This window comes from Nitrosomonas sp. sh817 (genome assembly GCF_030908545.1).
Taxonomy (GTDB): Bacteria; Pseudomonadota; Gammaproteobacteria; order Burkholderiales; family Nitrosomonadaceae; genus Nitrosomonas.
In genome coordinates, this window is record NZ_CP133083.1 from 2,068,765 (window position 1) to 2,087,798 (window position 19,034).

General features: G+C 50.7%; 14 protein-coding genes and 5 tRNA genes. 12 read left to right on the forward strand and 7 right to left on the reverse strand.

Features of this window, described 5'->3' with window-relative positions; all coding sequences use genetic code 11:
• Positions 1-68 precede the first annotated feature (68 nt).
• Positions 69-145 (reverse strand) — tRNA-Met (locus tag RBH92_RS09700).
• 78 nt (positions 146-223) lie between these two features.
• Positions 224-1,090: a PA4780 family RIO1-like protein kinase gene (locus RBH92_RS09705; RefSeq protein ID WP_307931871.1), complete on the reverse strand. Its 867-nt coding sequence runs from the start codon at positions 1,088-1,090 to the stop codon at positions 224-226.
• A 347-nt stretch (positions 1,091-1,437) separates the two neighbouring features.
• On the opposite strand from RBH92_RS09705, the gene RBH92_RS09710 reads away from it, so the two are divergent.
• Positions 1,438-2,586, forward strand: a complete 1,149-nt coding sequence (locus tag RBH92_RS09710; protein WP_307931872.1) for an HD domain-containing phosphohydrolase — start codon at positions 1,438-1,440, stop codon at positions 2,584-2,586.
• Positions 2,587-2,605: 19 nt separating this feature from the next.
• On the opposite strand, the gene RBH92_RS09715 is transcribed toward RBH92_RS09710, so the two are convergent.
• Both RBH92_RS09715 and hemF read right to left on the reverse strand, forming a co-directional pair.
• Entirely contained in the window at positions 2,606-3,853 is a 1,248-nt protein-coding gene (locus tag RBH92_RS09715; protein ID WP_307931873.1) for a dicarboxylate/amino acid:cation symporter, read from the reverse strand.
• A gap of 7 nt (positions 3,854-3,860) precedes the next feature.
• Positions 3,861-4,757 (reverse strand): oxygen-dependent coproporphyrinogen oxidase, encoded by an 897-nt coding sequence (gene hemF, locus RBH92_RS09720; protein WP_307931874.1) that lies wholly within the window; start codon positions 4,755-4,757, stop codon positions 3,861-3,863.
• A 226-nt stretch (positions 4,758-4,983) separates the two neighbouring features.
• On the opposite strand from hemF, the gene aroC reads away from it, so the two are divergent.
• The 11 genes from aroC (at position 4,984) to RBH92_RS09775 (ending at position 17,035) form a co-directional block, all read left to right on the forward strand.
• Positions 4,984-6,153 (forward strand): chorismate synthase, encoded by a 1,170-nt coding sequence (gene aroC / locus RBH92_RS09725; protein WP_307931875.1) that lies wholly within the window; start codon positions 4,984-4,986, stop codon positions 6,151-6,153.
• Positions 6,154-6,376: 223 nt separating this feature from the next.
• Positions 6,377-6,453, forward strand: a tRNA-Arg gene (locus RBH92_RS09730).
• A gap of 64 nt (positions 6,454-6,517) precedes the next feature.
• Positions 6,518-6,593: transfer RNA gene (locus RBH92_RS09735), tRNA-Phe, on the forward strand.
• A 301-nt stretch (positions 6,594-6,894) separates the two neighbouring features.
• Positions 6,895-7,599 carry an FxDxF family PEP-CTERM protein gene (locus RBH92_RS09740; protein ID WP_307931876.1) on the forward strand — a complete coding sequence of 235 codons (705 nt, stop codon included), beginning with the start codon at positions 6,895-6,897 and terminating at the stop codon, positions 7,597-7,599.
• 292 nt (positions 7,600-7,891) lie between these two features.
• Positions 7,892-8,131 carry a hypothetical protein gene (locus RBH92_RS09745; protein WP_307931877.1) on the forward strand — a complete coding sequence of 80 codons (240 nt, stop codon included), beginning with the start codon at positions 7,892-7,894 and terminating at the stop codon, positions 8,129-8,131.
• 200 nt (positions 8,132-8,331) lie between these two features.
• A complete protein-coding gene (locus tag RBH92_RS09750) occupies positions 8,332-10,764 on the forward strand; it encodes a type I restriction-modification system subunit M (protein ID WP_307931878.1) in 2,433 nt (810 codons plus the stop codon).
• A complete protein-coding gene (locus RBH92_RS09755; RefSeq protein WP_307931879.1) occupies positions 10,755-11,912 on the forward strand; it encodes a restriction endonuclease subunit S in 1,158 nt (385 codons plus the stop codon). The genes RBH92_RS09750 and RBH92_RS09755 overlap by 10 nt, the downstream gene beginning before the upstream one ends.
• Complete coding sequence (locus tag RBH92_RS09760) at positions 11,909-12,616, forward strand: DUF3800 domain-containing protein (protein ID WP_307931880.1); 708 nt, start codon at positions 11,909-11,911, stop codon at positions 12,614-12,616. Before RBH92_RS09755 ends, RBH92_RS09760 begins: the two co-directional genes overlap by 4 nt.
• Entirely contained in the window at positions 12,613-13,107 is a 495-nt protein-coding gene (locus RBH92_RS09765; protein WP_307931881.1) for a hypothetical protein, read from the forward strand. Before RBH92_RS09760 ends, RBH92_RS09765 begins: the two co-directional genes overlap by 4 nt.
• Before the next feature lie 144 nt (positions 13,108-13,251).
• Positions 13,252-16,320: a type I restriction endonuclease subunit R gene (locus tag RBH92_RS09770; RefSeq protein WP_307931882.1), complete on the forward strand. Its 3,069-nt coding sequence runs from the start codon at positions 13,252-13,254 to the stop codon at positions 16,318-16,320.
• The gene (locus RBH92_RS09775; RefSeq protein ID WP_307931883.1) at positions 16,310-17,035 is read left to right on the forward strand and encodes a M48 family metallopeptidase; all 726 of its coding nucleotides are present in this window, start codon (positions 16,310-16,312) and stop codon (positions 17,033-17,035) included. The genes RBH92_RS09770 and RBH92_RS09775 overlap by 11 nt, the downstream gene beginning before the upstream one ends.
• 183 nt (positions 17,036-17,218) lie before the next feature.
• Here the strand turns inward: RBH92_RS09775 and RBH92_RS09780 are convergent.
• The 3 genes from RBH92_RS09780 to gltX all read right to left on the reverse strand — a co-directional run bounded on the left by RBH92_RS09780 (position 17,219) and on the right by gltX (position 18,862).
• Positions 17,219-17,294 (reverse strand) — tRNA-Glu (locus RBH92_RS09780).
• 44 nt (positions 17,295-17,338) lie between these two features.
• Positions 17,339-17,414, reverse strand: a tRNA-Ala gene (locus RBH92_RS09785).
• A gap of 53 nt (positions 17,415-17,467) precedes the next feature.
• Positions 17,468-18,862, reverse strand: a complete 1,395-nt coding sequence (gene gltX / locus RBH92_RS09790; RefSeq protein ID WP_307931884.1) for a glutamate--tRNA ligase — start codon at positions 18,860-18,862, stop codon at positions 17,468-17,470.
• Between the last annotated feature and the right edge of the window lie 172 nt (positions 18,863-19,034).

The window sequence follows — 19,034 nt, forward strand, 5'->3', positions numbered from 1 at the left end:
AAAGGAATTGCACAAAACTTACAACATTGCAGCAAACTGAATTGAGCACGACAATCAATCAATTTACTTGGTTGCGGGGGCAGGATTTGAACCTACGACCTTCGGGTTATGAGCCCGACGAGCTGCCAGACTGCTCCACCCCGCGTCAGAAGGGGGATTATAGCATAAGCCTGCACGCTCAGGTCAATGAACTTCCTGGGTGGATGATAATATGTATTCGATTTCAGTAGTGCGCTGAATATCCGTTCAATTTTGCCTGTTTGTGCCGCTGCCAGGCAAGCTCTTTCCGGTTTGCACTATCGATTGCCTGCAAAATGTTGCCTACATTAACCGGTTTGTTCTGGGACTTGACCAGACCGGTTAGATGCGCTTGCGGCAATTTACCACGCTGATAATAACTCCAAATCTCAGAGGCGTAGTCGGATTGCGCAAGATCCGGAGCAAACCGGTTAAAAAAACTTGTCAGATTATCAATGTCGCGCTTGATCATCATGCGGGCTTGCTGATTGCCCGCAGCATTGACGGCTTGGGGTAAATCGATAATAACCGGCCCTTCGCGATCCACCAGAACGTTGTAGGGCGACAAATCTCCATGCACAATTCCCAAGCACAGCATCTGCACCACATGGCTAATCAAAGTTTTATGATAAGACCGTGCTTGTTGCGGTGTCAGGGACATATCGTTCAATCGCGGCGCAACATTCCCTTCGGCATCGGTAATCAGCTCCATCAACAAAACACCGGAAAAAAAGTTATAGAATTTCGGCACCCGGATTCCGGCCATCCCAAGCCGGCACAACATGTCAACTTCGGTATTCTGCCAGCCTTCCTCACGTGCAATACGTCCGTAATGACTCCCCTTCTCAATCGCCCGGGCACGGCGGCTGTTTTTGATACGGCGGCCTTCGGTGTAGCTTGCAAAATGCTGAAAGTTCCGTTTATTCCGATCCTTATACACCTTGGCACATAGCGCGTGCTCGCCACTGCGGACCATATACACCATCGCTTCTTTACCGCTCATGAGCTGGCATATGACACTATCGATCAAACCTTCTTCAATTAATGGTTCAAGTCTTGCTGGTATCTTCATAAGTTTTATGCGCACGAACGTTGTTGTCCGTTCATCACCCTCCGTAGGCGTTACAATCTATGTGGATTCGCCGTGATAATCACAAACTGCTCTAACTCGATCGATTCACGTTGCCAAAATTGTAAAAAGAATGATTTCGTTTGGGAATGTGACAAATTGTCGCGCGGCAAATTGTCACATGACGATATTGCCGGCTGAATGGATTGATAGACCTTCATGCCGTGACAGCGGCAAATCGTTTAGAATGTGGAAAAAATAAAGCAATCGTCTGCAATAGATGTACAGTGCAGTCAAGCCTATTGAGAAACCGCTTGTCGATATCGCCGCAATTTGCCCAAAGGAATTTTATGCAATCGGAAGAAGATCTTTTTACCCACCAGGATACCCTGGCTAACTTGCATGAAAATATACCCTTAACGGAAAAACTACGTTTCTTGCATCAAATTATCCGTCAGGATTTCCCCTTCATCGATCGCCTGGCAATCGCCCTATACGATGAAAAAACCGAGATGCTGAAAACGTACACGCACAGCACCGAAGGCAGCGATAGTCCGGTCACGACTTACGAAGCGCCGTTGAGCGCCGCGCCATCGCTGCATGCCATTATTGAGCATCGCCGTCCGCGCCTGGTGCAAGACCTCAATATTTTTTCCAAAGGCACACACGAGCATACCCAGCGCGTTGCCGCCAAAGGCTACAAGTCCAGCTATACCATGCCGCTGTATCAAAGCGGTATTTTTATCGGCTTTTTGTTTTTTAATTCGCTGCAAGAACACCCGTTTGACCCGAAGTCATTGCGGCAAATTGACATTTACGGCCACCTGATCGCGCTGATGGTCATCAACGAATTGGCCGCGATTCGAACCTTGCTGGCGGCGGTCCGGGCCGCTCGCAGCATGACGCATTATCGCGACCTCGAGACCGGATCGCATATCGACCGCACCGCGCACTACGCCCGGTTAATCGCTCGAAAACTGGCGGCCGGCTACGGCATCAGCGATGAACAAATTGAACATATTTTCCTGTTTTCGCCGATGCACGATGTCGGCAAAATCGGCATTCCGGACAACATCCTGCGCAAGCCGAGCAAGCTCGACGATACCGAATTCGATGTCATGAAAACGCATCCGGTCAAAGGCCGCGAGATCATCGACTCGGTATTGCAAGACTTTGGGTTGGGTGCATTGGGGCATACGAATATCCTGCGCAATATCGCCGAATTTCACCATGAAGCGGTTGACGGCAGCGGTTATCCGAGCGGCCTGAAAGGCGATGAAATACCGATTGAAGCGCGCATCAGCGCCGTTGCCGATGTATTCGATGCATTGACATCACGCCGTTCGTATAAAGCGGCGTGGAGTAATGAACAAGCTTTTGCATTGCTCCGGCAAATGTCCAATTCCAAGCTGGACCGTGATTGCGTTGAAGCTCTGATCAATAACGCCGACAAGGTGTTGGAAATTCAACAACGCTTCCGCGATAATGATCTGATTTAATAATAGAGTTTTACAAATTCTATGTGCCCGGACCGTCACTCCGGGTCCAATGCTGTACGACCAGGCTTCCCACCAGATCACCTTCGACATTGACTGTCGTGCGAAATGTATCGAGCAGGCGGTCGACCGGTAATAAAATTGCGATGGCTTCCACCGGCAATCCGACCGACTGTAATACCACGACCATCGTCACCATGCCGGCACTGGGAATACCCGGCGCACCGATGGCGGCCAGCATGGCCGTCATGAACACGATCAGCTGTTGCGTCAAACTGAGCTCAATGCCCACCAAATTGGCGATAAATAACGCAGCCACCGCTTCATAAAGCGCCGTACCATCCATATTCATGGTCGCTCCGACCGGAATGACAAAACCAGCCACATCGCGTTTGACATGCAAGTGCTGCTCGGCGCAACGCAGCGTCACCGGCAGGGTCGCAGCACTCGAACTGGTTGCAAAGGCAGTAATTAATGCTTCACGCGCGCCACGCCAGAACCGGAGCGGCGTCATGCCCGCCATCAAAAATAAAATCAGCGGCAACACCACCAGCCCGTGCAGCAATGTGGTCCCAATGACGATTCCGACGAATTTAATCAATGTCGACAACAATCCGGCGTCTTGCGAAGCCACTAATTGCAATACCAATGCCATAATCCCGAGCGGCGCCAAACGCATAATCCAGCCGACCAGCATCAGGATCAATTCTAAAAATTCCTGCATCAACACCAGGATATTGCGGTAGCGTTCACCACCTATGACCAGAGCAATACCCAGCAACAAAGCAAAAATCACCACCGCCAGCACATTGCCTTGCGCCAGCGCCGCGATTGGATTCTGAAACAACGATCGCAAGAATTGCGCAAAGAAATCGGCGAGTGACATCTGCGTCGCTTGAAAACCTTGTATTGCATCCTGAAACATAGCGATCTGCAAACCGCCGCCCGGCTGCAGCAGATTGGCAGCCGTCAAGCCCAGCAACACCGCAAAGGCCATCGTCGACACAAAAAAAACCAGCGTCACTTGCCAAACGCGATTCATTTGCCGGTGCGAACGCAGATTGGCAACGCCCACCACGATCGAAGTAAACACCAGCGGAATCAGCACCATCCGCAGCAGATCGGTAAACAGCGAACCGATCAGCTTTGCGGCATATAAACCGCTTTGCGCAACCGCGGATTGTTGTTCCAGTCCCGCCAGCCAGAAACCGAGGAACGCACCGGAAATCACCCCCAGCAAGATCTGGTTATTGAGCGACACTTTGCTCACCGGCCAGTCACACCCAATCCTTACCGATCAGAAAATCCGTATACAATTTCGATTCCGGAGTACCTGTTTCCGGTTTCCAGTCGTACCGCCATTTTACGATGGGCGGCAAAGACATCAGAATCGATTCGGTGCGCCCGCCGGTTTGCAATCCGAACAACGTGCCGCGATCCCAAACCAAATTAAACTCCACGTAACGCCCGCGCCGGTACGCTTGAAAATCGCGCTCGCGTTCGCCATAGGCTTCGTCCTTGCGACGCTCCAAAATCGGCCGGTAGGCATTGAGGAAATTCTCCCCAACGTTGCGCGTCAACTGAAAACAGCTCTCAAAATCCGGCTGGTTCAAATCGTCGAAAAACACACCGCCGACACCGCGCGGCTCTTTGCGATGTTTTAAATAGAAATAGTCATCACACCACTTTTTCAAACGCGGATAACAATCATCGCCAAAAGGCTTAAGCGCATCCTTGCAAGTTTGATGAAAATGCACCGCGTCTTCGGCATAACCGTAATAAGGCGTCAGATCCATGCCGCCGCCGAACCACCACACCGGCTCCGCACCCTCTTTGCGCGCTTCAAAGTAGCGTACGTTCATATGCACGGTTGGCGCGTAAGGATTACGCGGATGCAGCACCAGCGACACCCCCATCGCCTCAAACGAGCGTCCGGCCAATTCCGGCCGTGCTGCCGTCGCCGACGCGGGCAATCCCGCACCATATACATGGGAGAAATTAACGCCGCCGCGCTCCAGCACATTGCCTTCTTCGATCACGCTGCTCATGCCGCCGCCCCCCTCCGGGCGATCCCATTGATCGCGCCTGAAGGTTTTACCGTCGACCTGCTCCAGCCCTTTCACAATGCTATCTTGCAGGTTCAAAAGAAATTCTTTGACTCGTGGTGTATTCATGCAAACTCCCAGGATTAATTTTTTATGACAAGGGCTTCAAATTTCAAGACCCATTTGCGATACCTCGCATTTTAGCGCAGGTATAACACGATGACCGAATTTGATTGTTGATGTGTCTCAATCTTTGGCAGCTTGACCGGCATGGCAAAGCAATATTCAAACTGTCGAAAACCCGTGTGCGTATGATAGACTCATGCATCATAAACTCATCCGAAAATGCAACTGTATGTCTGGAAACACACTTGGTACGCTCTTTACCGTCACCTCATTTGGCGAATCGCATGGCCCCGCCATTGGCTGCATTGTTGACGGCTGTCCGCCGGGACTCGCAATCAGCACGGAAGATATTCAGCTCGAACTGGACCGGCGCAAACCCGGCACCTCGCGGCATGTGACACAACGGCGCGAATCCGATACCGTCGAAATTCTTTCCGGAGTATTCGAAGGACAAACCACCGGCACACCAATTGCCCTGTTAATCCGCAATGAAGATCAGCGCAGCAAGGATTACAGCAAAATCATGGACGTTTTCCGCCCGGGCCATGCCGATTACACCTATTGGCAAAAATACGGTATCCGCGATTACCGCGGCGGCGGGCGCGCCTCGGCGCGCGAAACGGCGGTGCGTGTTGCCGCCGGCGCCATTGCAAAAAAATGGCTGCATGAAAAATACGGCATCGTCATCCGCGGCTACCTCGCGCAACTCGGCCCCATTCCTGTTCCCTTCAAACGCTGGGAAGATGTCGGCACTAATCCTTTCTTCGTCGCCGACAACAACGCCGTCGAGCAATTGGAAAAATTCATGGATCAATTGCGCAAATCCGGTGATTCGGTCGGTGCCAGGATCAGCGCGGTTGCCCAAGGTGTGCCGGTCGGCTGGGGCGAACCGGTTTATGACCGCCTCGACGCCGAAATCGCCTATGCCATGATGAACATCAACGCCGTCAAAGGCGTTGAAATCGGCGCCGGATTCGCCAGCGTGGCGCAACGCGGCACGGAGCATTCCGACGAGATGACGCCGGAAGGTTTTATAAGCAACAATGCCGGTGGCATTCTGGGCGGTATCTCTACCGGCCAGGACATCACCGTTAATGTGGCCATTAAACCAACCTCCAGCATCCGCTTGGAACGACGCTCCATCGACAAAGACGGCAACCCGGCCATTGTCGAAACACACGGCCGCCATGATCCATGCGTCGGCATCCGCGCAACGCCGATCGTCGAAGCGATGCTGGCCCTCGTACTGATCGATCACGCCTTACGGCATCGCGCTCAAAATGCCGATGTGGTTTGTAAAACACCGAAAATACCTGGAAAAATCGATGCATCGCACAGCTCGGGGATAACCGCGCCGATACCGCATAAGGAAGATCCGGAACCCGAAGAAGACGTCTAAAACGAACAGATCGGCAGCAGTTAGCCTTGACAAGATCGGCTAAATCGACCATCATCGCCCCCGCAAAATAAATGTGATGGTTGGCAACTCGAGTCGACTTGGTCGATTACAGCTTGAAGAGATCGAATACCGTAACAAAAGCGTAACTTCGAATCCCGCATTAGCTTCAATCTGATATAATCCCCCGGTTGCTTACAAGCTGCTAGTAAAGAGATTGTACTTTGCGCCCGTAGCTCAGTTGGATAGAGTACTTGGCTACGAACCAAGGGGTCGTGGGTTCGAATCCTGCCGGGCGCGCCACTTCACCGGATAATCTTTACGTTGGAATTTTACGGATTGTCCGTTTATCAGCAGTTTCAAAAATGGCCAAGTAGCTCAGTCGGTAGAGCAGAGGACTGAAAATCCTTGTGTCGGTGGTTCGATTCCGCCCTTGGCCACCATTCTAAAATCCGGATTTAAGCTGTTCTCAGCGATTTTCTGAATCCACGCCAGCTTTTTTGCAGAATTTCATGCATGTGCCGGCTAAAATTGCTTCAATAGCGCGTGACCTCATTCATTCGGACGCAATCATTCGCCATCAATAACAATGGCACTAATTGGAAAGGCAGTAACCATTTCCCTCCGGTACACAGCTCGACGACGGTGATTTCACGCTCAATTTATTGAAGAAAAAATATTGTTAGGCTGAATGTCCGCCTTTAACTATAATCATGGTTGCAATTCCACAAACGGAGAAAAGCCATGAAAGTGATACAAACTTTAGAAAAATCAACCAGTAAACAACTAAAATCTTTACTGGTTCTAGCTGTCGCATTACCGTCTTTCGGATTGATACTGCCAGCAACCGCCGCAACCGTGATTTATGATAACGGCAGCGCCGATGGCAGCAGGGGTTGGTGGAGCGACTTTGACGGCGCGCTGCAACCATTCCAACAAATGGCCGATAACTTTGTGCTCGGCGTGGGAAGCAATACCCTCAGCGGCGTTAGCTGGAGCGGTGCTTATTATGCATCCAATAACCCTACCGCCGCGGATAATTTCGTGATTAGAATCTTTAGCGATTTGGGAGGCATTCCCGACACCAATCCGATTTATTCTTTCAATGTCGGCAATGCCGTTAACCGGATCGATAGCGGCATTGATGACGCGACCTGGAACATCGACATTTACAATTATTCAGCCACGATACCTTCGACCACGCTAACAGCGGGAACGACGTATTGGTTGTCGGTGGTCAATGACACCAGCGGGCACGCGGACGATTGGCTATGGGAAAATTCACAAACATCCGGCAGCAGCGCTTTCCGTTTGGGTGAAGGCAGTAGCTGGAATCCACACGGTACGGAATTAGCCTTCCAGATATCCGCCGTTCCGGAACCGGAAACTTACGCGTTGCTATTGGCAGGTCTAGGATTACTCGGGTTTGCCGCGCGCCGCAAAAAATAAGGTACTTATCTAAGGAAGCGCCATATCACATCAGCTTAGGCAATGACAAAAGCCTAAGCTGCCAACAAAAGCTCATCGCTCATCGCTTTAATTCCGGCGCCGCTATTTCGATGCCACGCTTATCCCTTCCCCCGCTGCTTGTGCCCTTATCCCGCGACGAATTCCATTGGAAAAATTAATCTGCGCTTTCTCGAAGTTTCATGAAAACAGTATTCGAACAGCTTGTAAATATTGTATAAAGTATCCTTTCCAGATTGACACACAAATTAATTCCTGAACGAAAGGACACACAATGATCGAGCTATTAGGATGGATCTGCCTGATCGTTTCGCTGACATTGATGATCTACCATCATTACATGCACTCAAACTACGACCGCGTCTATCAGTTTATCCGCACAAAATATGGCCAGCAGACACCCGACATAAAATTCCCGTCGAAAGAAGACCACGCCAAGGATGCGCAAAAATTCTCGTACTACACCGCTTTCTTTGCGGTTTTGCTGATCGTGCTGAATTTACTCGCAAGATGACGGTGTTTTAGCTTGCTGTAAGTCTGCAAAAATTTTCACCGCGCAGGGATTAGCAACATGGCATCCGGTGCGTTATGAAATCATGTTTTTGGAGAGTAGCCCCTTGCCATATCTCACCCCTTCGCATGCTGGTAGAATCTTCGGAATCGTTCAATAAAGTACATTCCGTCGTGTTACCGTATTCAAAATAATAACAACCTATGGCAATCAAAAAATCCGAACTTTATTCATCCTTGTGGTCAAGTTGCGATGAATTGCGCGGCGGCATGGACGCCAGCCAGTACAAGGACTACGTGCTGGTGATGCTGTTCATCAAATATGTCAGTGACAAATACGCCGGTCAGCCGTTTGCGCCGATCAAGATTCCGCCAGGCGCGAGTTTCAGGGATATGGTGGCGTTGAAAGGCAAGCCCACCATCGGCGATGACATCAACAAGAAAATCATCGCGCCGCTCGCCAATGCCAACAAACTATCCAGCATGCCGGATTTCAACGACCCGGAAAAACTCGGCAGCGGCAAGGATATGGTCGACCGGCTGACCAACCTCATCGCCATTTTTGAAAACAAGGCGCTGGATTTCAGCAAGAATCGCGCGGAAGGCGATGACATCCTCGGCGATGCCTACGAATACCTGATGCGCCATTTCGCCACCGAGAGCGGCAAGAGCAAGGGGCAGTTCTACACCCCGGCGGAAGTCAGCCGCATCATGGCGCGCATCATCGGCATCGATCAGGCCGACACCACGGCGTCGACCACCGTTTACGATCCGACCTGCGGCTCCGGTTCGCTGCTGTTGAAAGTGAGCGATGCCGCCAAAACGCCGGTAACGCTGTACGGTCAGGAAAAAGACGCCGCCACCAGCGGTCTGGCGCGTATGAATATGATCCTGCACAACAACCCCGGTGCCGAGATCAAACAAGGCAACACCCTGGCCAATCCGCTGTTTTTCGACGAACAGGGCGGGCTGAAGACGTTCGATTACGTCGTCGCCAATCCGCCGTTCAGCGACAAACGCTGGGGCAACGGTGTCGATACCGCTCACGATCCGTTTCAGCGCTTTGATGGATTGGGCGTGCCGCCGGATAAAAACGGCGATTACGCCTACCTGCTGCATATCATCAGTTCGCTGAAAAGCCGTGGCAAAGGCGCGTGCATTCTGCCGCACGGCGTGCTGTTCCGCGGCAATGTCGAAGCGGCTATCCGCGCAGCCATCATCCGCAAAGGGTTGATCAAAGGCATCATCGGCCTGCCCGCCAACCTGTTTTACGGCACCGGCATCCCGGCGTGCATCATCGTTATCGACAAGGAAAACGCGCAAAACCGCAAAGGTATTTTCATGATCGATGCGGGCAAGGGCTTCATGAAAGACGGCAACAAAAACCGCCTGCGGGAAATGGACATTCACAAAATTGTCGATGTATTCAACAAACAGATCGAAATCCCAGGCTACAGTAAAATCGTATCGTTCAGCGAGATCGAAAAAAACGAATTCAACCTCAACATTCCACGCTATATCGACAGTTCCGAAGCCGAAGACCTGCAAGACATCGAAGCGCATCTGCTGGGCGATATCCCCAAAGCCGATATCGACGCGCTGCACGAATACTGGGCGGTGTGCCCCAACCTGAAATCGGCGTTATTTGCCGAGGCTAAACGCAGCCCGAATTATCTGAGCCTCAAAGTCAGCAAGGACGACATCAAGCCAACCATTTTCGCGCACCCCGAATTTGCCGCCTACATGACCGGAATGAACCAGGTTTTCAGTCAGTGGGAAAAGAACACCACCGTCACGTTGAAGGCGCTGCAACCCGGTTTTCATCCGAAGCACATCATCCACGCCATCAGCGAAGCATTGCTCGCCACCTACCAAGGCCGCGCGTTGATCGACCGGTACGATGTCTACCAGCACCTGATGAATTACTGGTTCGACGTGATGCAGGACGATTGCTACCTGCTCGCCGCCGACGGCTGGCAAGCTGCTACGTACCGCATCGTGGAAGAAAAGAAAACCAAGGACGGCCAAGTGACCAAAACCCTCGATAAAGGCTGGACGTGCGATCTGGTTCCGAAGGCGCTTGTGATTCACCGTTACTTTGCCGCACAGCAACAAGCCATCGATGCGCTCAACACCGAATTGGAAACGCTGCAAAGCCGGTTGGCGGAAATGGAAGAAGAGCACGGCGGCAATGCAGACGATGGAGGCGCATTTGCCGAACTCGACAAGATCAACAAAGCCAGCATCAATGCCCGCCTGAAAGAAATCAAGAACGATCCGCAATCCATTGACGAAGAAAAAATCCTCAGGCAATACCTGGAACTGCTGGAACAGGAAGCAGCAGCCAAAAAAGCCATTCAGTCCGCCGAAGTGGAGCTGGATACCAAATTACTGGCGTTTTATCCGACACTGACCTCTGAACAGATCAAGCAACTGGTGGTCGACGACAAATGGATCGCCGCTATCGACCAGGACATTCATTCCGAAATGGATCGCATCAGCCAGCGCTTGACGCAACGCATCAAGGAACTCGCCGAGCGCTATGAAACACCGTTGCCACAGCAAAACCAGCAGGTGGCAGAGTTGGAACAGGCCGTCAATGCGCACCTGCGCAAAATGGGGTTTGCATGGAACTGAAGCCGGGTTACAAGCAAACTGAGGTGGGGGTGATTCCAGAGGATTGGGAAGCGGTATTTCTTGATTCCGTCACAAAGCGCGGGAGCGGACACACTCCTGATAAGGCGCATCCTGAGTACTGGGGGGGCACAATAAAATGGATATCCCTGCAAGATTCTGATCGGCTTGATCACGGCTACATCTATGATACAGCAGCTAAAATTACACCAGCAGGAATCGCCAACTCATCAGCAAAGTTGCACCCAGAGGGAACTGTCGTACTTTCGCGAGATGCAGGCGTCGGAAAAAGTGCAATCATGAAAAATGAAATGGCGGTGAGTCAGCATTTTATTGCATGGAGTTGCAGTACTTCGCTAAATAACCACTTTCTCTACTATTGGCTTCAATCAAAAAAATCTGAATTTGAACGAATCGCAATGGGCAGCACAATCAAGACGATTGGATTACCTTACTTTAAATATCTAAAAATCCCATTGCCCATCAAAACCGAACAAACCGCCATTGCCAATGCCCTGAGCGATGCCGATACCCTGATTCAATCCCTCACCCGTCTCATCGCCAAAAAACGCCAGATCAAACAAGGCGCCATGCAAACCCTGCTCAATCCTTATGAAAATGGGCGGTTAAAAGCGGGATGGGTGGTGAAGAAATTGGGAAACATTCTTCGAGTATGTCATGGGAGAAGCCAGCATGAAGTAGCAGATAAAAATGGGAAATACCCAATTCTTGCTACAAGCGGAGAAATTGGAAGAGCGAGCAAATATCTCTACGATAAACCTTCGGTCTTGATTGGAAGAAAAGGAACGATTGATGTGCCTCGATATATGGAATATCCGTTCTGGTCAATAGATACATTGTTTTATACAGAAATATTTGAACCCAACAATGCTAAATATCTCTTCTATCAATTTAATTTAATTGATTGGTATTCGTTTAATGAGGCGTCCGGAGTGCCAAGTTTAAGTGCGAGAACTATTGAGAACATAGAGATTTCCCTTCCGTCACCAGAGAAACAAGTTCAGATCGCCACCATCCTCTCCGGCATGGACGCCGAAATCACCGCACTTGAAGCCAAACTCGAAAAATACCGGCACATCAAGCAAGGCATGATGCAAAACCTGCTGACTGGAAGGATCCGGTTGATATGAGTGAAACTTTTAATATTTACTGCGATGAATCTTGCCATCTGGAAAATGATCATTACCGTTTCATGGTACTGGGCGGCTTGTGGTGCCCAACAGAGAAAACCAGGGAAATTGCGGTTCGTATCCGTGAAATCAAGCACAAACATCAAATACCGCATTGCCGCGAATTGAAGTGGAGCAAGGTATCAGCGGCCAAGCTGGATTTATACCTCGATTTAATCGATTACTTTTTTGACGATGATGATCTGAATTTCCGGGTATTGGTTGCGGATAAGTCGATACTGGATCACGATGCTTTTAATCAAAATCACGATGCGTGGTATTACAAAATGTACTTTGATATGCTCAAAGTGATTTTTGACCCGGAATGTCACTATCGGATATATCTTGATATCAAGGATACGCAGGGCGGCGAGAAAGTGCGCCAGTTGCACCGGGTACTCTGTAATAGCCAATATGACTTTTCCCAGAAGATTATCGAGCGCGTGCAAATTGTCGAATCTCATCATGTGGAGCATTTGCAACTGGCGGATTTATTGATCGGCGCCATTTCTTATTTGCATAACCAGCCGGGAAACAGCGCGGCTAAAAAAACCGTGATTGAACGCATCAAACAGCGCAGCCATTATTCGCTGCGTCAGCGGACGCTTTATAAGGAGAAGAAGCTTAATCTATTCATTTGGGATGGCCAAGGCGGGCGGCATTGAGTACTCAGCAAATTGAATGGTTGCCGGGGTTAATTTTATTTTCAGATCACAATGGTGACTGGGATTGTTATTTGGCTGCCATTTATGAAGCATTCCGCGCTCAATTTATCGTTTCAAGCCCTGAGTTTCGCGGCATCAAATTGGGATTGAAGCGCCACCCAATGATTCAAGGTAAAGAGGCGACATTCTGGCACATGATTACCGAAGGTGGCGTAGAAGAAGAACGGCTACCCGATTTTCGCCGTTGTGAACGCATTCGCTGGCCAAGACCGGTGATAGAACATGAAACTCACCATGCTGTAAAACTATGGAAAAATAAGCGCGGCACGGAAACGCGTATTCTGATATGGCTGGAAGCTGAGAATTACTTGGTGATACTCAGCGAGCGCAAAGACTACATCTTGCCTTGGACGGCTTATTTAGTGGAACAAGATCACCGAAAACGGAAATTGCAGCGGGAATTTGAAAATTACCAAAAGAACCCTTGGTGAGGGCTGGTTGCGCCCCTTTTAAAGGGACGCCCCCGTTACTCCTTCTACAACATGGTAGATGAGCTGCGCGAAGTATAGCGACAACATTAAGGGAAAACAATAGGGTATGTTGGATAAGCATGAGGGTCTTAAGGCGGTTTAATCATGGATGATATTGGAAAATCCGAGCGCGTTACCCAAAACCGCGTCGTTAAGCTGTTCTGCGAGCAGTTGGGCTATCGCTATCTCGGCAATCTGGAAGACAAGCCGGACAACAGCAATATCGAATTGCCGCAACTGACGCGCTACCTGACCGCCAACGGTTACGATCAAAGCCAGATCAACAAGGCACTGGATAAATTGCACAGCGCGGCCAACAATCACGCCCAGAATCTGTATCACAACAACAAGGATGTCTATCAACTGCTGCGCTATGGCGTGCCGGTCAGAACGGAAGCTGGTGTTTTAACGGTTACCGTGCATTTGATCGATTGGCGGCATCCTGAGCAGAACGATTTTTACATTGCCGAAGAAGTCACGGTATTCGGTGAAAAAGAAAAACGCCCTGATATCGTGCTGTACGTCAACGGTATCGCCATCGGCGTGCTGGAACTGAAAAACAGCCGTGTTTCCATCGGCGATGGCATTCGCCAAAACCTGGTGAACCAGCAACCGGAATTCATCGGCGCATTTTTCAGCACCATCCAGTTCGTGTTTGCCGGTAACGATTCCGAAGGGTTGCAATACGGCACCATCGGCACGCAGGAGAAGTTTTTCCTGAAGTGGAAAGAAGACGAAGCGGACAACAGTGGCTACAAGCTGGATAAATACCTCGCCAAAATCTGCGCCAAGCAACGCCTGATCGAATTACTGTACGACTTTGTGCTGTTCGACGGCGGTATCAAGAAATTGCCGCGCGCGCACCAGTATTTCGGCGTCAAAGCCGCGCAGGCGCATGTGCGCCGCAAGGAAGGCGGCATCATCTGGCACACCCAGGGCAGCGGCAAAAGCATCGTCATGGTGCTGCTGGCCAAGTGGATACTGGAAAACAATCCGCACGCCCGCATCGCTATCGTCACCGACCGCGATGAACTGGATAAGCAGATCGAAAGCGTTTTCAGGGATGCCGGGGAAGCGATTTACCGCACCCACAGCGGGCGTGATCTGATGACGCAACTGGGACAGGCGAAGCCGCGCCTGCTGTGTTCTTTGGTGCACAAGTTCGGCAAACGCGATATCGACGACTTTGACGCTTTCATCGAGCAACTGCAAAGCCAGCCGAGCTATGCCGTCGGCGAATTGTTCATATTTGTCGATGAATGCCACCGCACGCAAAGCGGCAAACTGCACAGAACCATGAAAGCGTTGCTGCCCGGCGCGGTTTTCATCGGCTTTACCGGCACGCCATTGTTGAAGAAAGACAAAGCCACCAGCCTGGAAGTGTTCGGCAAATATATCCACACCTACAAATTCAACGAAGCGGTGGAAGACGGCGTGGTGCTCGATCTGGTGTACGAAGCGCGTGACATCGATCAGCGGCTGAGTTCACAGCAAAAAATCGACGAATGGTTCGCCGCCAAAACCAAAGGACTGAACGATTTCCAGAAAGCCGAATTGAAAAAGAAATGGGGCACGATGCAAAACGTGCTCAGTTCCAAATCGCGCATGGATAAGGTGGTAACCGATATCGTCGGGGATTTCAGCGTGAAGCCGCGCTTAAGCACGCAAATGGGCAACGCCATTCTGGTGGCATCGAGCATTTTCGAGGCCTGCCGGTATTACGAGCTATTCCAGGCAACCGAATTGAAAGGCAAATGCGCCGTGGTGACTTCGTACAATCCGCAAACCCGGGACATCTCCACCGAAGAAACCGGCGCGAATACCGAGACGGATAAGCAAGTGATCTATAGCACCTATGACGCCTTGCTGAAGGATGTCAGCGCCGAACCGGGCAAATCCAAGACCGAGACTTACGAAGACAAGGCGAAAAAAATGTTTGTCGACGAACCGGCGAATATGAAGCTGTTGATCGTGGTCGATAAATTACTGACCGGTTTCGATGCACCCAGCTGCACGTATTTGTACATCGATAAATCGATGCAGGATCATGGATTGTTCCAGGCCATCTGCCGGGTGAACCGGCTGGATAGCGAAGACAAGAAATTCGGCTTCATCGTGGATTACAAGGATTTGTTCAAGAAGCTGGTGAACGAGAAAGGCACCGGCGCGATTCAGGTGTACACCGAAGAACTGGATTACGATCAGTTTGAAACCAAGGATTGCGATATTCTGATCCAAGACCGGCTGAGCAAAGGCCGCGAGTGGCTCGACAACGCGCTGGAAGCGCTGGAGCTGCTGTGCGAGAAAGTGGAGCCGCCCAAAGGCGATCTGGAGCATATCCATTACTTTTGCGGCAATACCGAAATTCCCGAAGACCTCAAAGCACGCGAAGTGCAACGGACGGCGCTATACAAAGCCACCGCCAACCTGCTCCGCGCCTACGCCAATATCGGCGACGACATGGACGCTGCCGGTTACAGCGCCGATACGATTGAACATATCCGGAACCGCGTGAATCACTTCCTTAAACTGCGCGATGTCATCAAGAACGCTTCCAATGAGAAAATTGACCTGAAAGCATATGAAGCGGACATGCGTTATCTGATCGACCGCTATATCCAGGCGGAAGAATCGGTGGTGATTTCACCGTTTGCCGATATGCCGATCCTGCAAGTTATTGTGAAAAGCGGCATCGCCGAGGCCATCGGCGCCATGCCGGATGGCATCAAAGCCAATAAAGAAGCGGTGGCCGAAATCATCGAAAACAATGTGCGCAGCCATATCATCAAAAACCACCTGCTCGATCCGGCGTACTTTGAAAAAATGTCGAAGCTGCTGGATGAGATCATCAAGCAACGCAAACAAAACGCCCTCAATTATCAGGAATATCTGCAAAAGATCGCCGATCTGGCCAATAAGGTGGTGGCAGCACAACCGAACGATACGCCCAAGTCACTGAATACTCAGGCCAAGCGTGCGCTGTATAACAATTTAGGCAAAAATGAGGCGCTGGTTCTGCAAATAAATGACGCGGTGATGGACAGCAAGCAAGATAATTGGCGCGGTAATCCGGCAAGAGAAAGCGATATCCAACAAGCGATTTTCAAAATCGTCAACGATGTTGAAGAAGTCGAGCGCATTTTTGCCATCGTCAAACAGCAAAGTGACTACTGACATTGCCATCATAAAGCTGAACGATCTTGACGTGGAAGTGATTCATAAAAACATCAAGAACGTGCATTTGAGCGTCTACCCGCCGGATGGCAAGGTCAAAGTATCGGCGCCGGTCAGCATGACGCCGGATACCGTCCGGGTATTTGTGATATCCAAGCTGGGATGGATCAAGAAACAGCAAACAAAGTTACGGACACAGGAACGCGAAGCGCCGCGGGAATATATCGACCGTGAATCCCATTATGTCTGGGGAAAGCGCTATCTGCTCAATGTCGATGAAAAAGACGCGCCACCGTCCGTTGCATTGAAACACAGCAGAATGATTCTGTCGGTACGCCCTGGCACAAGCCGGGAGAAAAAACAGGCTATTCTTGAAGCCTGGTATCGGGAGAATCTTAAGCAAACTGTTCCGGCATTGATTGAGAAGTGGCAATCGCACATGGGTGTATCGGTGCAAAGGTTTTACGTGCAGCAGATGAAAACCAAATGGGGCAGTTGCAACGTTCATTCCGGCAACATCCGGCTGAATACCGAATTGGGGAAGAAACCGCTGGCTTGCCTGGAATATATTGTCGTGCACGAAATGGCCCACCTGCTGGAACCGACGCATAACAGCCGCTTTATTGAATTGATGGATCAATTTATGCCGAAATGGCGGTTTTACCGGGAAGAATTGAATCGTTTACCGGTTAGGCATGAGGATTGGGGTTATTGATTGGGCCAAGCAGTAAATTCTTGCTGGAATTCATGCCAGTAATAACTTACGGCGTATTGCGATGATCGCCGCACCAGCTCGGATCTTTTATATTGAATTATTAGATGCGGCTGTAATGAAAATATTGCAGATATTACGCATCAAAAAAACGGGCTACATTCTTTCATAACCTGTTGTTTCTATTGGCGTCCCCAACGAGATTCGAACTCGTGTTACCGCCGTGAAAGGGCGATGTCCTAGGCCTCTAGACGATGGGGACAATGTGATATGTCGTTACAGCGTCGCTTAATCCACAGTAGAAACTGGTGGAGATAAGCGGGATCGAACCGCTGACCTCTTGCATGCCATGCAAGCGCTCTCCCAGCTGAGCTATACCCCCTGATCAAAGGAACGTGGATTATACTGATGCGATGATGGCTTGTAAAGCAAAGATCAATCGGGGAATTTGCCGAGTTGATTGTTCATGCGGGCCAGCGTTTCATCGCGCCCGAGCAATGCCAGCACCGCGTCGATCGACGGCGTATGCACTTCGCCGGTGACCATCACTCGCAACGGCATCGCGATTTTCGGCAATTTCACGTCGTGCGCTTTGGCGGCGTTTTTAATTTCCTGATGAATCGCTTCGCGCGTCCATTCGATTTGCTTAAAGGTTTCCATCAATCCGGTCACGATCGGCTTGGCGTCCGCGGTCAAATGCTGCGTTTTCAGTTCCTCGGCGGGTTCCAGCGGGCGGTAAAAATACACCGCGGCATCGGCCAGTTCCTCGATAGTATTGACGCGCTCCTTGAGCAAATCGACGACTTGCGTCAGATCCGGGCCGCCGTTCAAAGGGCAGTTATCCTTGGCGAGAAAAGGCACCGCCAGCTCGGCCAAACGCGCGTTATCGGCGGTTTTGAGATATTGCTGGTTGATCCAGTGCAGTTTTTCCGGATTGAACTTAGCCGGGGAGCGGCTGATCGAGGACAGATCGAACCATTCGACCAGTTGCTCGCGGCTGAAAATTTCTTCATCGCCGTGCGACCACCCTAGCCTCGCCAGATAATTCAGCAGCGCTTCCGGCAGATAACCGTCGTCGCGGTATTGCATCACCGACACCGCGCCGTGCCGTTTTGACAACCGCTCGCCGTTGGCGCCCAAAATCATCGGCACATGCGCGTATTCCGGCAGCGTAGCGCCCAAGGCCTTGAGAATATTGATCTGGCGCGGGGTATTGTTGACGTGATCGTCGCCGCGAATGACATGGGTGATGTTCATATCCAGATCGTCGATGACCACGCTGAAGTTGTAAGTCGGCACGCCGTCGCCGCGCAGCAGCACCAGATCGTCGAGTTCGTTGTTGGCAACGGTGATTTTTCCCTTGATCTGATCGTTGAACGCAACATACCCATCCAGCGGGTTTTTGAAACGGATCACCGGTTTTACCCCGGCGGGCGGTGTTTTTTTGCTATCGCGCCAGCGGCCGTCGTAGCGCGGCTTTAAACCGGCGGCCAACTGCTGCTCGCGCATTTGCTCCAACTCTTCTTTGCTGGCGTAGCAATAGTAAGCCTGGTTATTTTTTAATAATTGCTCGGTAACCTCGTGGTAACGCGCCAACCGCTGCATCTGGTAAAACGGCCCTTCGTCGTAATCCAGCCCCAGCCACTCCATACCATCCAGAATCGCTTGTATCGACTGCTGCGTCGAGCGCTCCAGATCGGTGTCTTCGATGCGCAGAATGAATTCTCCGCCATGTTTGCGGGCATAAGCCCAGGAAAAAAGCGCGGTGCGCGCGCCGCCAATGTGGAGATAACCGGTGGGGCTTGGAGCGAAACGTGTGCGTACCTTCATGATTGTTGAATCGATTATTTAATAGCGAATAAATACGGGAAGCATAGTTTACGCGATTCTATAAAAGCCGTGTTCGCTTTGCCCGACTTTGATCCGCTGGCAAACGATAGTCGAAGCGGATTGCTAAACATGATTATAATGCGAGCAATTTAACCCAATGTTCAAATATGAA

Bases quoted from the DNA above. Each gene is read 5' to 3' on its own strand.
- RBH92_RS09705 (WP_307931871.1), bottom strand. From the start codon at position 1,090: ATGAAGATACCAGCAAGACTTGAACCATTAATTGAAGAAGGTTTGATC.
- RBH92_RS09710 (WP_307931872.1), top strand. From the start codon at position 1,438: ATGCAATCGGAAGAAGATCTTTTTACCCACCAGGATACCCTGGCTAAC.
- hemF (WP_307931874.1), bottom strand. From the start codon at position 4,757: ATGAATACACCACGAGTCAAAGAATTTCTTTTGAACCTGCAAGATAGC.
- aroC (WP_307931875.1), top strand. From the start codon at position 4,984: ATGTCTGGAAACACACTTGGTACGCTCTTTACCGTCACCTCATTTGGC.
- RBH92_RS09740 (WP_307931876.1), top strand. From the start codon at position 6,895: ATGAAAGTGATACAAACTTTAGAAAAATCAACCAGTAAACAACTAAAA.
- RBH92_RS09745 (WP_307931877.1), top strand. From the start codon at position 7,892: ATGATCGAGCTATTAGGATGGATCTGCCTGATCGTTTCGCTGACATTG.
- RBH92_RS09750 (WP_307931878.1), top strand. From the start codon at position 8,332: ATGGCAATCAAAAAATCCGAACTTTATTCATCCTTGTGGTCAAGTTGC.
- RBH92_RS09755 (WP_307931879.1), top strand. From the start codon at position 10,755: ATGGAACTGAAGCCGGGTTACAAGCAAACTGAGGTGGGGGTGATTCCA.
- RBH92_RS09760 (WP_307931880.1), top strand. From the start codon at position 11,909: ATGAGTGAAACTTTTAATATTTACTGCGATGAATCTTGCCATCTGGAA.
- RBH92_RS09770 (WP_307931882.1), top strand. From the start codon at position 13,252: ATGGATGATATTGGAAAATCCGAGCGCGTTACCCAAAACCGCGTCGTT.
- gltX (WP_307931884.1), bottom strand. From the start codon at position 18,862: ATGAAGGTACGCACACGTTTCGCTCCAAGCCCCACCGGTTATCTCCAC.